Source organism: Paraglaciecola aquimarina (genome assembly GCF_032464635.1).
GTDB classification, from domain to species: domain Bacteria; phylum Pseudomonadota; class Gammaproteobacteria; order Enterobacterales; family Alteromonadaceae; genus Paraglaciecola; species Paraglaciecola aquimarina.
The window spans coordinates 4,706,797-4,721,380 of record NZ_JAWDIO010000002.1; the positions used below are offsets into that span (position 1 = coordinate 4,706,797).

The window sequence follows — 14,584 nt, forward strand, 5'->3', positions numbered from 1 at the left end:
ATCAAGTCAATTGAAACACAAAAAAGGTGACCAATTTGGTCACCTTTTTTGATCTCCAATAAGCACTGGCATACAAACGTTTTTTGTCGTAATCACAGTGATCATTCAAATAGGCCTTTAATTGCCTCACTACTTGCGCCTCAGCGGCAATAAAAATAGCCGTATCTTTTAATTGCTTAGGCTGGGAAGCCAACGCCGTTAAGAACTCTTCGCTTAGCTTGTTTGGCGTTACCAACCAGTTAATTTCGACATCGTCCGGCCCATTAAATTGTTGGATATCTGACTGTTCAGGTACTTGGATCCAAGCACGACCTTGAGCCTGCTTAGGCAGCATTTCTAAAGTCGCAGCAATGGCCGGTAGTGCCGTAAAATCACCAAAAAATAAATGCTTATCTGCGTTTAAGTCAGTATGTTTTGTATCACCTGGCCCAGCAATACCTAGATGATCTCCCACCTGTGCGTTGGCCGCCCAATTACTCGCTAAACCTTGATGATCGTTCACTGCAAAATCTAAAGTGAGTTGCAAACTCTGTTTATCAAATGCTCGAATTGTGTAAGAGCGCATGTATTTTTTAAACCCAAAATACAGCCCTAACCTAGGCATTTTATTTACGTCGTCTGGATGAGGGAAAATAGCTTTAACATGAGCGCTCTTTTTGCTTTCAGAGATGTCTGTCAGCTCTTCACCTGTGACAATAATTCGTTTCATGTGTGGTGATAAATCAACTACAGATACCACTCTACTCATTCGCATTTTAGGACCCATAAGTTTCTCCTATTCAAATATTTTTTGCGCTAAAGGCGATTTATTAGCTGAAGGCTTGTTGTTAGCTGAAGGCTCTTTACAAGCTGAAGACTCTGTCAAAAATCGTTCAAGTCTCGGATGCAACACTAATGTCATTGTGCAGGCAAATGTTATACCTACTGGTAACGCATATAGGAAACTGTTAATAAACAAACTCATGAATTGTCGTAAAGCTAACTGATCATGATGAGTAAAAGTTGTGACTATTGCCATAATAGACTCCATCACCACAGCCGCTAAAACGCCCTGAATGAGCTTTCTTTGGACATTGCTCCATTCAGCAAAGAACTGATTAACCAGCTCATTCATAGCGGCGAAGACCAACCCCCCAGCAGGTAACATCACGATAAAAGCAAAAGTAAAAGACGCCAACCAGGCCTTTGCAAAATCTTGCTCTACGGATATATTTACATAAGTCATAATACCGGTAATGGTGCCAATTAAAGTGAGCATGATGGGTAACATGACTAATACATTTTTTAACTTAATTTGCATTCCTATATCCAATAAATTATAGTTGATAAGGTCAACTATAATTTAAATTGGTTGATACTGTCAACTATTATTCAACCTTAACCTGAATTGGGGCACCAATGGAATTAAGCGAAGCACTTTTTAGTTTATTTCATGCAGTACGAAATAACATAAGCCAGCAAGTGAAATTGCTAGATCCAGACTTATCTCTGATGCATATGAAGTCATTGAAAATGATTTCTAGTATAGAAGATTGTACAGGACAGAAATTAGCTGACTTTATGGGCCGTGATAAAGCACAGATTAACCGTTTAATTAAACAGCTGGTGAACCAAGATTTGTTAATTAAAACAGACAATAAAAACGACGGACGCAGTCAAATTTTGTCACTAACCCAACGCGGAAAAGATTTCATCACAAAATTTAATCGAGTAGAAAAGCAAGTATTCAATAAGATGACCGATGGGCTGCCACAGGCTCAATTAGACAACTTTATACAGTTAGCGCAAACATTTAGAAACAATCTAAAATAGAAAAAGCCAAGCTTACTGGTTATAGTCGACTCATCGATTTACACAAACTGAGAAAATTGATGAGTACTATAGGCAAGTTCTTAATGTTTTCGGCATTAATCTGTTTAGCAATACTTTGTGCTTTTGTCGGCAGTGTCACTGGCGCCATCGCGTTTATTACCTTAGGGATATTATTAGAAGTGGCTTTTTGGCTTGGTGTTTTCAGCCGTAAAAAAGAGCCTCACCACAAATAATCCCCATAGTTGTGACTGGCAAGGTGCAATAATAGTCGTCAATCAAGTGGGCATTGCTGCCCTTTAACCTAGCGCTTGAAAATCACCGAAGAACCCCATGCCTACTTTGACATCTTTTATGATGTGCAGCTGATTGAAACGGCTATGTTCGGCACTATCTTTCTCTAACTTAAAACTGCGTTTGTTGTGTAGGGGCAAGCCTTCGTATTCTGCGACTATTTGGAATAGCCACATTTCTGGATCCCAAGGTAATTCTTGCTCAGCCAAATACTCCACACCGCTTACCGCTTCGCTACCATCAATCACATGAATAAAAAAGTCCTCTACATCTTTGGCGAGTTGCTTTTGCTCTGTGGCCACTAAACTCTGCACGGTTACCGCAAACCCATCTGTTTGCTTTTCTGAGTGACTATCTTGCTCAGGCTCACGAGGAATAGCCCGAGCAATTTCAGCCAGCGCATAAGCATCTTGAGCTCTATCTAAAGCGACAAAGGCTTTTGAATTGATACCATGAGCTTGATTAACAACCGTAGGCACCTGGCTTCGGTTAGCATAATCCCCCACTTGAAAATTAGGATGCTGACGTAAAAAGGCACTCATGCGGTTAATCAACAATGCCCTGTCTTGCTGATGACGAAAACGCGCCATCAATAACACCAAGCGCTTTTGTACTTCCAGCAATGAGCCTGAGTGCTCAGATATTCTGGCCTGCAGCTGACTAACTAGCAATTTACGCAATGTGCCGTCACTGCCTGCAAGTTGGATTAAGTCATCAAAATTAATAATTTTAAAGCCGTCTAGTATTCGCCTTAATTGACGTTGCGCTAGTTCAATCTCTAAAATTTTGTCATCTAAGCTACTAACAAAGCCAAACTCTGTATTCAGTCTATGCCAAAGGCTTTCAATTGCGTCACCAAACTGACCGGTCATATCGTGCACACGTTCCGTTAATAACTGAATATGATGCTCGCTGGCAGCATAGTCGCCTTTTTGCCTCGCTGCTTGCAATGACTGAACTCGGGTGTGAATTTGATCAAGGTGCTCACCTACATCAGAGTTAATCTGCCGTTTTCGTTCATCTTGCGTGAGACTCGCGATCAGCTCATTGACAATAGGCTTTAAGGTTAACGACTCTTGTTCATCGGGATAAAACACCACTCGGCTGTCTAACAGTTTTTGCAATCCCTGGGGTGAGAAGCTTGACTCGTCAACATGCCCTTGCAAATAGCCCTGCATTAACGCGTCTGCGTGTTTGCCGATTAACTCTAGGCGCTCTTTACCTAACGAAAACAGAGGGTTACTCTGTACCGTGTTTTTTGTTGCGAAAGTGTGACTCAAAACATCGCCTCTTGTTCAGGCATAGCCTCATCGATTGGCAGGTTTTCTTCATCTTTGATAAATCGAACCAACTCAATGAGTTGCTCTACTTTACCGGTCACAATATAAAATAGCCGGTCTTTATGGGGCTGATGCAAATAGCCCATTTCTTTAATACGTTTAAACACTTGTTTGATTTGCATATCTGGCTTTTCACTGCTCGATTTAAACAATTTATCGCCCGCTAGTAGAGCTAAACGTTGGATCAGCGATTGGTTGTCAACCACTTTAGATTCGAAATCTTGTAGTTTAATGGTATCGCCTGCACTCAATGCACCGTCTCGACCTAAAGCCTCTTGCACCATTTGCATCCACTCCAACATTGGTAATAGTGACTGAATGGTGCTAGTAAATTGCAGACTAAGGTGATGACGAGCATCTTGGGTTAAATCACAATAAGCCAAAAAGTATACCGAGCTATCTTCATTACTGGCCACTCGCCTGTTTAGCGGTCTTAAAAGTGATTTAAGTCTTCAACTAATGATTCATTCTGTAATTTATGAAAACTATGTTCGTCGGTGACGGCACAGATGTATTCGCCTTCCAGTAAACGTTCTAATAAAGGACCATGCTCAATCATGCGCTCACCTCTTGTGTTTCGGTCTTAGCGGTTTTATTTTGTTCTAGACGCTCGGCTATTCTACTGAGTTTAGGTTCAATTTTTTCCAATCGTTGCTTTTGTTTATCAATCAAATATCTATGCTTAAACAGCATTAACACATCTGACTCCGGGTTGGGGAAAGCGCCTAAAATATTGATATAATTGGCATCACACGCTTTAAATAGTTTTTCAACATTGTGATATGCCAAGGTACCAATTTCGTCAATTGGCCAATGAATATCGATTTTAGCTTGATTCCTTAACAATCGAGTAAAGGCCAATAAGAATTTACACAAGATCAAATAGGCCATGCCATGGCTAGAAGATTCGAGCAATTGCCTATCGTTTTTGATGACTAAATCAGACCCACCTTCATTTAAGTGTAGTTCTAAACGTAACAATGATTCGATACTGTAATTAGCATCATTGGGTAACACTTCAACTACGTCGGCTAACGTGTCTAAGTATGATTCACTTGGTAGAAACGCATCAGATGTGTTCCATTTACTGTATTGTTGAGCAAAACGCTGTAACGGCGTCCAAAAGTTAAGTTCATCAACCGTAGAAATGATTTTCACTTCTGAACGCGCAATGCCGTCTAAGGTTAAATCATCGGATACTTCGTCAGTTAGACGCTTACTTTGTTGCGATATTTTACGATTAATATCACTAAATACAGTGAAGAACTTGTTTAAATCACCACCAATAGTTTCGCCTTGCTCGACTATTTGTCTTTGTCGTGATTCTAAAATACTTAATAATCGTTGCAGAATTGGCAAACGCTCACGCACATTAGCCTCTTCATCCAACACACTGAATGCTTGCAACATGGTATCGAGGAAATCTTTGCCGGCATCTTTACCTAAGTTTGCTTCAAACTCAGTAAGCGACTCTTTTAGCTTTTTCTCACCTCGACTGCGGCTTTCTAGCGCTTCGGTACAGCGATTAATTCGTTCAGCTTGATCGCCTAAGTTAATATTGGCTTGCTCAGCAGGCGTAAATGAAAAGACAATACTGGCTAGTTGCCGCACCATAGGCTCTATTTCAGTAGTCAAGCTACCAAGGCCCGCTAAACTTTTCTCAACTTTACTTAATGCTGCCGTTAATTCACTTCGCTTAGTTTGATATTGATTACGTAAATTGGTCTGCTGTTGCTCGAGTTGTTGCGCCAATGCTTTTAGCTCAGCTTCTTGTTCAAGTAACTCAGGTCGCTGCTTCAGCCAATCTGTCTGCATAAAGGTTTTATATTCGTTTAGCTCATCACGTCTAACGGTAATAGTTTGAATGTGATTTTTTAGTGCTTCGGTTTGTTGCTTCAGTTCTCGCAAAGTATTTGGATCGATATCTTTATTGGCAAGCTCTTGATTAAAAGCATCTTCTAATTGTTTGATTTGCTGACGGTTTTGTTCACGTTTTTGTTCTACTTGAAGATCTAATTCCTCAATTTGCTCTTCAAGTACACCTAGCTCATCTTGCCAACCATTTTTAAATTCTAGCAATTGTTCTTCAAAATCAGATTTTAATAAATCGATAGCGTTACGCTTTTGCGATAAAACCTGTTGCTTGTCATCAATAAATTTCTGTAAGGCTTGCTGAGCTTGTTTTTTACGGGATGCTAAGACGGCTTTTAATTCATCAGAAAAACGTTGTTTAGCACTTTGAGCATAACTCACTTCTTGCTCCGCTTGCTCAAACTCTCTGTTTTTCTCCGCTAAAATATCTCGATGCAATTCAACTTCTTGATGGCATTCATCGAGCTCTGCTTCGGCTTGTTTTTGCTGCTTTTCAGCTGCTAATAACTGTTTTTTACTTTGCTCCAGCGATAATGCCAGCGCTGTTTCATCTTGTGCATAATCGGGGGCATCAATGACCGATAAGTTTATTTGTACTCCTAAAAAGCTTTGTTCAGCTTGTTCGTTCAAATCGCTAACTAAGGTAGGCAACAAGTGCTTTTGATCAAGCAAAGGAGCATGGATCAACTTTCCTATGTTTTGTTCCCACCCCGGTTTATTGTCCCGTAAGAATTGCCTTAAACTATCCTGTTCTGGCGACAGCTGCTTTTGCAATTGTTGCAAACGCTCTTTGGCTTGACGAGTACTTTGGCGCGCACTATGAAGAACTTTGTCAGCTTCCTCACGTTTAGCTCGCAATTGCTGAAAGGTGTTCTCGGATTGATTTTTTGCAGTGGAACTTTGTTGCCATGCTCGTTGAGCAAGCTCAATACGTTTATCTGCTAACGCACCGTTTTCCAATTCTTGCTCGGTTGCCGAGGCCTGCTTAGCTTGATGCTCTTGGCGCATAATACTACGCTCTAACTCTAATAATTGTTGATCAAACTCCTCCCCTTGTTGCTCCTTTCGTTGTTCAAACTGCCCTCGTAGATCATTCTCTTTGTCGTTCTGAGTTTTACGGACCGCTTCTTTTTGCTGACTTATCGTTTTTGCTTTGGCTTGATTCTTACGAGACAAACGCTCTAGAGATTCGGACAACTTGAACTTTTGCTGTTCAAGTTGGCTCTGTAAATCTTTATGTTGTTCAATTAACAAATTGTATTGTTCTAATTTTTGCTCATACTCTTCACGTTTTAGGGGTAAGGCGTCCATATCTTTTTGTAGTTGATCAATATCAGAATCTTGGTACTTTTCATACTGTTGCTGAATATGATCTAAACGTGATGACTTTGCTTTTAGGTTTTCACTGGTTTCACTAATACGGCTATTTAACACGCCTTCGGATTGTTCAAAAGACTCTTTATCAGCACTTTGTTGATGTTTGATTTGGTTTCTTTGTTCTTGTGCGTCAGCCTTGGCCGTGGTGAGTGCCTGTAGATCTTTTTCGAGGACAGGCTTAAGTTGCAACAATTGGCTTTCGATTGTATTCAATTGCTCCGTTTGTTGTTGAATTTTTTGATATTCATTTTGCATGGTTTGCAAACGCATGGTCTGGCGCATTTGCGTGATCCACTCACGCGCTTTGGTATTTTTGACTGTGGTGGTAGGTTGTACTAAACCGTCTTCTTCAAAGATAGCGGCAAGCATAGTACGCAAGGTATCCATTTTCCCTTCTTTTGCATGTACCGCGCTCACTAACTTTTCCATATGCCGAATTCGGTGTTGACTCGACACCAGACTAAAACGGCTAGCCAATTGTCTTAACTTGGTATTTTCGCGCCCTGCACCTCGGCCAACGTTTGCGTCATTTTGAATAATGCTACGGAATTCACTGGTGGCTTGGATTTTATGAGAAAAATCAACACCCAACTGTCTAAGCTGTTTTATCCATTGCTCTGGCAGCATCGCTTGTACGTTGCCTTCTTCGGTATCTACCAATATTTGTTCCTGGTGATATGGCGATTCAACAAAGCGATACTGTACTCCGTCGCTGCCTTTACGTGTCAACACGACTTGGCAGACTTGGCCGTCTTCTCGGGTGTACTCGTAAATTAGATAGCTATTGGCATGAGGCAGGTAAAAGTCGTCAAACTTTTTACGGGTTTTAGGCACCACTTTACTGGGTAACTCGCCATAGAAAACTGGGATCAAACGCTGCAAGGTCGTTTTGCCCGACGCATTGGTACCACAAATATTGCTATGGCCAGATACATCCAGTTCGACAAAACCATGAAGATGACAGTTTATTAATATAATTCGATGTAACCCATAGCATAGATGTCCTTTATTCGAGGGGAGTAACAGATAAAAATTTCAGCCTGCAATTTTACCTAGAAAAAGAACTTATTTATAGCTTATTGTGGCCCTTGTAGCCGTTTAATAATGTCTATGTTTGCCGCTGGAAATTCATACTGATCTAACTGTTCAATTGCAACCCATTTTGCCAGTTGACCTTCTTGTTGTCTGGCCTCCCCTTTAAAGTCATCTACTAAATGTACGTTTAGTTTGACTTTTTTATCACCATAGTCATGCTCAATGACTAATAGTGCTTGTTGCGATAGAACCTCGATACCAATTTCTTCTTTTAACTCTCGGCTCAAGGCTTCAGCGACTGTTTCGCCTGCTTCGCATTTCCCCCCGGAAATTCCCACTTACCGCCCTTAGTGCAGGGTATCAGCGCGCTTGCTGATATAAATATCGTTATTTCGTTTAATCACACCCACAGCTACGTTTACGGTTTTCACTTTATTGCTCCCAAAAAAATCGGACTTTCGTCCGATTTTACTGTTAATCACTAGATAAAATTAGCTTAATTTACCACAGCATTGTTTGTATTTTTTTCCCGAACCACATGGGCAAGGATCATTACGTCCTACTTTGGGCGTGTCTCGCACCACTGCTCGTTGCGCTTGTCCTTGTGGCGGCGGAGCCGAATTTTCATTTGGTGAGTCGTGCTCAAACTGCTTTGGTGTTTCATCGGCTTGGCGCCTTTGTTCTTCAACCGCTTCGACGTCTTCTTGCGCTTTAACTTGCACTTTACTTAAAATAGTAACGACTTCTACTTTAAGATTTTCTAACATTTCAGAAAACAACTCGAAAGACTCACGCTTATATTCCTGTTTAGGATTTTTCTGAGCATAACCACGTAAATGGATACCTGGCGAAGATGATCCATAGCTGCCAAATGTTCTTTCCAGTGACTGTCTAAATTTTGTAACATCACTGCTTTTTCAAACTGTCGAATAACTTGTGAACCGACAATTTCTTCTTTTGCTTTGTATGCATCGACAATTTCGGCAAGGATACGTTCCCGTAGCACTTCTTCATACAATTTATCGTCTTCATCAAGCCATTTTTGCACTGGCACTTCTAATAAGAACTCACCTTTGAAGCGCTCTTCTAAACCAGCAATATCCCACATTTCCTCGAGCGATTGTGGTGGAATATATTGGTCAATAATACCGCTTACCACGTCTTCTCGAATCGCCGCGATAGTGCTACTAATTTCACCTTCATCTAACAATTCATTACGTTGTTCGTATATGACTTTACGTTGATCGTTAGCCACATCATCATATTCAAGCAACTGTTTACGCATATCAAAGTTACGTCCTTCTACTTTGCGCTGAGCGTTTTCAATCGCCCGTGTCACCCAAGGATGTTCAATGGCTTCGCCTCTTTCCATTCCAAGGCGTTTCATCATGTTGCCCATTTTTTCGGAGGCAAAGATACGCATCAAGGCATCATCAAGTGATAAGTAGAAACGTGAGGAGCCAGCATCGCCCTGACGACCAGAACGTCCGCGTAACTGATTATCAATTCGACGAGATTCATGGCGCTCTGTACCTATGATGTGTAAACCACCAGCAGCAATAACAGCATCATGTGCGATCTTCCACTCTTCTTTAATTTTCTCTACTTTACTAGGTTTAGGATCATGAATTTTATCGATTTCAGCTTGCCAGTTACCGCCTAAAACGATATCTGTACCACGACCAGCCATGTTAGTAGCAATCGTAATTGCTCCTGGCTTACCCGCTTGAGCAATGATATCTGCTTCTTGCTCATGGAATTTAGCGTTTAATACTTTATGAGCGATTTTATTTTTCTTCAAAATACCCGAAATCAGCTCAGAGTTTTCAATAGAGACTGTTCCCACCAGTGCTGGTTGACCACGTTTAACGCAATCAAGTATGTCTTCAACTATGGCTTCGTATTTTTCTTGCGCAGTCAAAAAGATTAAATCGGCTTTATCGTCTCTTAGCATCGGCTTGTTAGTAGGAATAACTACCGTATCGAGGCCATAAATACTTTGGAATTCAAATGCTTCTGTATCTGCAGTCCCTGTCATACCAGCCAGTTTGTCGTACAACCTGAAATAGTTCTGAAAGGTGATTGAAGCTAAGGTTTGGTTTTCATTTTGAATATTCACCCCCTCTTTCGCTTCAACAGCTTGGTGTAAACCCTCAGACCAACGACGGCCTTCCATCGTACGGCCGGTGTGCTCATCAACGATAACAATTTCGTTATCTTTGACGATATAATCAACATCTTTAGCGAACAATTTATGGGCTTTAAGTGCCGCATTAACGTGATGTAATAGAGAGATATTAGCGGCGGCAAATAAAGATTCTTCTTCAGCTAAAATGCCTTCTCTTTGCAAAATTTGTTCGACGAAGATTTGGCCATTTTCAGTTAAATGGATTTGTTTGCCTTTTTCATCAATAGTGAAGTGGCCTTCACCTGATTTACCTTCTTCGTCTTCTTTTTCTTGTTGAACTAATTCTGGAATAACGACATTGATTTTGCGGTATAGCTCTGAGCTATCTTCAGCTTGACCTGAAATAATTAGCGGCGTTCTAGCTTCATCGATTAAGATTGAGTCAACTTCATCAATGACCGCAAAATGAAGTGAACGCTGTACCCTTTCTTCTGGGCTAAATGCCATATTGTCTCGAAGATAATCGAAACCAAATTCATTATTGGTACCGTATGTTACATCCGCAGCGTAGGCTTCCTTTTTTTGCTGATGATTCATACCTGGAATGTTGCAGCCCACAGTCAGACCTAAAAATTCGAATAACGGTCTACTCCAATCAGCATCTCGAGTGGCTAGGTAGTCATTCACGGTGATCACGTGAACACCTTTACCGGAAATGGCATTTAAATAGGTTGGCAATGTAGAGGTTAAGGTTTTACCTTCACCGGTACGCATTTCAGAAATTTTACCTTGGTGTAAAACCTGGCCACCCAACATTTGCACGTCAAAGTGACGCATATTGAAAACACGCTTACTGGCTTCACGTACAACAGCAAAAGCTTCAACTAGGATGTCATCAGTCGATTCGTCTTTTTCTAAACGCTGTTTAAACTCCCCCGTTTTGGCTTGAAGTTGTTCATCACTTAACCCTTCATATTCAGCTTCTAACTGGTTAATTAATGTGACAGATTTGCTTAGTTTTTTTAACGTGCGGTCGTTACGACTACCGAAAATTTTGGTGAGAATACTCGAAAACATCGATTTACAGCTTCCAATCTAAATAACTAATTAATTTCAATTACACACAAGTGTGTGTTAACCCCTAAGGCTCAAGCCCATGTACTAAAACAGACAATCGGCTCACTTGGAGCCGATTGCGAATAACAATTTTTGCTAACTATTTATATCAATATTTAATATATCAATAGCCAGTATATCAAATTTTTAGGAACCTTTTCGATATACAAAAGGCAATGGATCAAGTTGTTTGCCTTTACGTAATACTTCATAGTGAACATGAGCTCCAGTAGAGCGTCCAGTGTTTCCCATCAAAGCGATAGCTTGTCCTTTAGTGACAACATCACCAATTTTTACTTTTACTTCTTTATTGTGACCGTAACGGGTTTTTAAACCTTGGCCATGGTCAATCTCTACTAGCTGGCCATAGCCATAACGACTACCAGCCCAAGTGACCACTCCTGCACCTGTAGCGCGAACTGCTTCACCTTCTTTTCCGGCAAAATCTAATCCTTTATGCATGGCTGGCAAACCACTGAAGGGATCTTTACGTACACCATAATATGATGATAACCAACCAGACTGAATTGGCTTCCCCGTCAAGCGACTCTGTTTTTCTATATGGTGACTCAACATGATAGTTTCAAGAGCACTCAACTGTTGTGACTTATCTTGGAGTTGGCTTAACATACTTTCCATTTTGACGAGTAGCTCATCATGAACAGGCAATTCAACCTCTGTAGTTGAAACAGGTCCGCCAACACTGGGGTCTTGACCAAAGTTAAATTCATCAGGATTGAGATTAGCTTGTTCAACTAATTTCGAACCCAGTGCATCCAAACGCTGAATTTGACTTTGCATTTCGGCTAATTTTAACAGCATACCTGATAGTTTCTGTTGAGTGGCATCTTTGAGCAAAGTCACATCTTTGACTTGTTGTTGAAACTCCGCATTAGCCAACTGGACCCGGGCTATATTTTCTTCTGGAGAGGTAGTTGAACGACTAGAGACTAAAACTAAACCACATACCCCCAACAACAAAAGTGTGAGCTTTCGTCGATTAAGACTTAACGCCAATCGAGTGTTATTGCTTCTAAGAAGTAATGTTAGTTTCATTACAAAAAAAGACCTCAGGCATTAGTAAATAAAAGTAACTTAACTCACACAGGTGACTAAGCTTAACTGCAGGTTCACTTAACAATAGTCTAAATAGATACTAAGTGACTACTTACTTTACTTGTTCAAAGAGTAATAAACTCGAGTCACCTATCATCGCTGACCGGAGATTAACATACAAGTGACATTTACTAAAAAGCCAAGCTAACAGCAGAAATTAGCACGATAGCTTAGCTATTGAGTCGTTTTGTTAAGCGAGTTAGCCTACCAAAACTGGAGATGCGTAACTAATCGGCATTTCTTCGAGTGTCTCGTAACCAACAAACTCCCAACACTCAGCATTATTTAGCAAAGCATTAAGTAACTTATTGTTTAATCCATGCCCAGTTTTGTAAGCAACTAATTCACCCACAAAACTATGCCCACATAAATATAGATCGCCAATGGCATCAAGAATTTTATGCTTTAAAAACTCATCGCTATAGCGCAAGCCTTCAGGGTTTAATACGCGATATTCATCAAGGGCTACAGCATTTTCCATACTGCCACCTAAGGCCAAATTGAGTGAATTCATGTACTCAAGGTCTTTCATAAATCCAAATGTACGGGCACGACTCACCTCGTTAACATATGAAGAAGAATCAAAATCTAATACCATATGCTGACGAGTTTGGCTGATAACAGGGTGATCAAAGTCGATTCTAAAATCCACCCTAAATCCTTCATAAGGACGTAATTCAGCCCACTTATCGCCGTCTTCTACACGGATAGGTTTAGTTATTTTAATAAACTGTTTAGCGGCATTCAGTTCTTCAATACCAGCAGATTGCAATAAAAATATAAACGGACTTGCGCTACCATCCATGATAGGCAACTCGTCACTATCGACTTCTACTATTATATTGTCTATGCCCAGCCCAGCCAACGCTGATGCCAAGTGTTCAACAGTAGAAATCTTCGCACCATCAGCGTTACTAATACATGTACATAACATAGTATCACCAACAGAATCAGCTCTAGCAGGGATATCAGCGTAAGGCTCAAGATCAACGCGGCGAAATACAATTCCTGTATTCGCAGGCGCAGGCCGGAGAGTCATAGTGACCTTTTCACCTTTGTGCAAACCAATCCCTGTTTCTTGAACAGATTGTTTAATAGTACGTTGTTTTATCATAACCTTATTAAGCTCAATAACTTATTAAAATAAAAAGCGGCGCATATTCTAATCGAAATTGCGCATAATGTCAAAATTCTGTCATATTTTGTGCTTTATTGGTGCAATCATAACAAAAAATATGCAGCTTGGCATTTTCGCCTTTCTTTAGTCCGCTTGCTTACGCAAAAATGCTGGAATATCTAAATACTCCAAGTCACTACCTGCATCTGCTTTTTCTTCTGTTGCTGCCGATTTAGCTGCTTCAGGCATCGCGCTCGAACTTGGCATAGCGCCAGAACCATTTGCCTGTAGTTTAAATTCGCCTGCATCAGCCATAGTTTTAGTAACACGACTAGAAACCAATGAAATATCCGGTTTACGCTCAGCACCTATACCTGTGGCAACAACTGTGACTCTTAGTTCATCACTCATTTCCATATCGATAACAGTACCTACAACAACGGTAGCATTTTCAGAAGCAAACGCTTTAACGGCATTACCCACTGTTTCGAATTCATCAATTGAGAAATCGGGGCCTGCTGTGATATTAACCAAAATACCTCTTGCGCCTGACAAATCAATATCTTCTAATAGCGGACAAGCGATTGCAGATTCAGATGCTTCTTCTGCTCTATCTTCACCACTGGCAGTACCACTGCCCATCATAGCTGTACCCATTTCAGACATTACTGTACGTACGTCGGCAAAATCCACGTTGATTAAACCTGGGCGGGTAATGAGTTCTGCAATGCCTTGAACAGCTCCGCTCAATATATCGTTTGCTGCACTGAACGCCTGAAGTAAAGGGGTACCTTTACCCATCACTTTAAGTAACTTTTCGTTTGGAATAGTAATCAACGAATCAACATATTTAGATAATTCTTCAATACCTTGATCAGCAAAATCTGTACGCTTTCTGCCTTCAAACGGGAAAGGCTTTGTGACTACAGCTACCGTTAGAATTCCTAATTCTTTCGCTACTTTGGCCACTTCAGGTGCTGCCCCAGTACCCGTACCACCGCCCATACCGGCAGTAATAAATACCATATCTGCACCTTCTAGGCTTTGGCGAATAGTTTCTCTATCTTCTTCGGCCGCTTGGCGTCCAATATTTGGGTTAGCACCAGCTCCCAAACCTTTGGTCACACCTGAACCAATCTGTAATGTGACATTCGCAGCAGAGCTACGTAGCACTTGAGCATCAGTGTTGATTGCGATGAACTCTACGCCCTCTATGCTCTGCGAGACCATGTGTTCAACGGCGTTTCCACCGCCACCACCAACACCAATAACTTTAATTACTGCTTCTTCGTTATGACTATCCATTAACTCAAACATTTTTACTCTCCGGTTTGTACATAAAAGCAGTCAGGTAAAAGTCCTTGCCCGCTGCTTACTTCA

The 14,584-nt window shown here is 40.9% G+C and carries 10 protein-coding genes and 2 pseudogenes; 2 read left to right on the top strand and 10 right to left on the bottom strand.

The window, feature by feature from the left end; translation table 11 throughout:
* Position 1 precedes the first annotated feature (1 nt).
* Together RS130_RS23340 and RS130_RS23345 are read right to left on the bottom strand one after the other, a co-directional pair.
* Entirely contained in the window at positions 2–766 is a 765-nt protein-coding gene (locus RS130_RS23340) for a siderophore-interacting protein (protein WP_316027925.1), read from the bottom strand.
* A gap of 9 nt (positions 767–775) precedes the next feature.
* A complete protein-coding gene (locus tag RS130_RS23345; RefSeq protein WP_316027926.1) occupies positions 776–1,300 on the bottom strand; it encodes a DUF2798 domain-containing protein in 525 nt (174 codons plus the stop codon).
* A gap of 98 nt (positions 1,301–1,398) precedes the next feature.
* On the opposite strand from RS130_RS23345, the gene RS130_RS23350 reads away from it, so the two are divergent.
* Positions 1,399–1,812 carry a MarR family winged helix-turn-helix transcriptional regulator gene (locus RS130_RS23350; RefSeq protein ID WP_316027927.1) on the top strand — a complete coding sequence of 138 codons (414 nt, stop codon included), beginning with the start codon at positions 1,399–1,401 and terminating at the stop codon, positions 1,810–1,812.
* Between the two features lie 59 nt (positions 1,813–1,871).
* The gene (locus tag RS130_RS23355; RefSeq protein ID WP_316027928.1) at positions 1,872–2,045 is read left to right on the top strand and encodes a hypothetical protein; all 174 of its coding nucleotides are present in this window, start codon (positions 1,872–1,874) and stop codon (positions 2,043–2,045) included.
* A 63-nt stretch (positions 2,046–2,108) separates the two neighbouring features.
* Here RS130_RS23355 and RS130_RS23360 read toward each other — a convergent pair whose 3' ends face one another.
* The 8 genes and pseudogenes from RS130_RS23360 to ftsZ form a co-directional block, all read right to left on the bottom strand.
* Complete coding sequence (locus RS130_RS23360) at positions 2,109–3,383, bottom strand: hypothetical protein (protein ID WP_316027929.1); 1,275 nt, start codon at positions 3,381–3,383, stop codon at positions 2,109–2,111.
* Positions 3,380–4,002: pseudogene (locus RS130_RS23365) on the bottom strand (hypothetical protein). The gene RS130_RS23360 and the pseudogene RS130_RS23365 overlap by 4 nt, the downstream one beginning before the upstream one ends.
* On the bottom strand, positions 3,999–7,718 hold the full coding sequence (locus RS130_RS23370; protein ID WP_316028138.1) for an ATP-binding protein: 3,720 nt from the start codon (positions 7,716–7,718) through the stop codon (positions 3,999–4,001). The pseudogene RS130_RS23365 and the gene RS130_RS23370 overlap by 4 nt, the downstream one beginning before the upstream one ends.
* Positions 7,719–7,768: 50 nt before the next feature.
* Complete coding sequence (locus tag RS130_RS23375; RefSeq protein WP_428982837.1) at positions 7,769–8,065, bottom strand: (deoxy)nucleoside triphosphate pyrophosphohydrolase; 297 nt, start codon at positions 8,063–8,065, stop codon at positions 7,769–7,771.
* 153 nt (positions 8,066–8,218) lie between these two features.
* Positions 8,219–10,932 (bottom strand): annotated as a pseudogene (secA, locus tag RS130_RS23380) (preprotein translocase subunit SecA).
* Positions 10,933–11,118: 186 nt separating this feature from the next.
* Complete coding sequence (locus RS130_RS23385) at positions 11,119–12,027, bottom strand: peptidoglycan DD-metalloendopeptidase family protein (RefSeq protein WP_316027930.1); 909 nt, start codon at positions 12,025–12,027, stop codon at positions 11,119–11,121.
* Positions 12,028–12,286: 259 nt separating this feature from the next.
* Entirely contained in the window at positions 12,287–13,201 is a 915-nt protein-coding gene (gene lpxC, locus RS130_RS23390) for a UDP-3-O-acyl-N-acetylglucosamine deacetylase (RefSeq protein WP_316027931.1), read from the bottom strand.
* A 147-nt stretch (positions 13,202–13,348) separates the two neighbouring features.
* A complete protein-coding gene (gene ftsZ, locus RS130_RS23395; protein WP_316027932.1) occupies positions 13,349–14,521 on the bottom strand; it encodes a cell division protein FtsZ in 1,173 nt (390 codons plus the stop codon).
* Between the last annotated feature and the right edge of the window lie 63 nt (positions 14,522–14,584).

Coding starts and splice junctions, on each gene's coding strand:
- RS130_RS23355 (WP_316027928.1), top strand. CDS start 1,872: ATGAGTACTATAGGCAAGTTCTTAATGTTTTCGGCATTAATCTGTTTA.
- lpxC (WP_316027931.1), bottom strand. CDS start 13,201: ATGATAAAACAACGTACTATTAAACAATCTGTTCAAGAAACAGGGATT.
- ftsZ (WP_316027932.1), bottom strand. CDS start 14,521: ATGTTTGAGTTAATGGATAGTCATAACGAAGAAGCAGTAATTAAAGTT.
- RS130_RS23345 (WP_316027926.1), bottom strand. CDS start 1,300: ATGCAAATTAAGTTAAAAAATGTATTAGTCATGTTACCCATCATGCTC.
- RS130_RS23350 (WP_316027927.1), top strand. CDS start 1,399: ATGGAATTAAGCGAAGCACTTTTTAGTTTATTTCATGCAGTACGAAAT.
- RS130_RS23340 (WP_316027925.1), bottom strand. CDS start 766: ATGGGTCCTAAAATGCGAATGAGTAGAGTGGTATCTGTAGTTGATTTA.
- RS130_RS23385 (WP_316027930.1), bottom strand. CDS start 12,027: ATGAAACTAACATTACTTCTTAGAAGCAATAACACTCGATTGGCGTTA.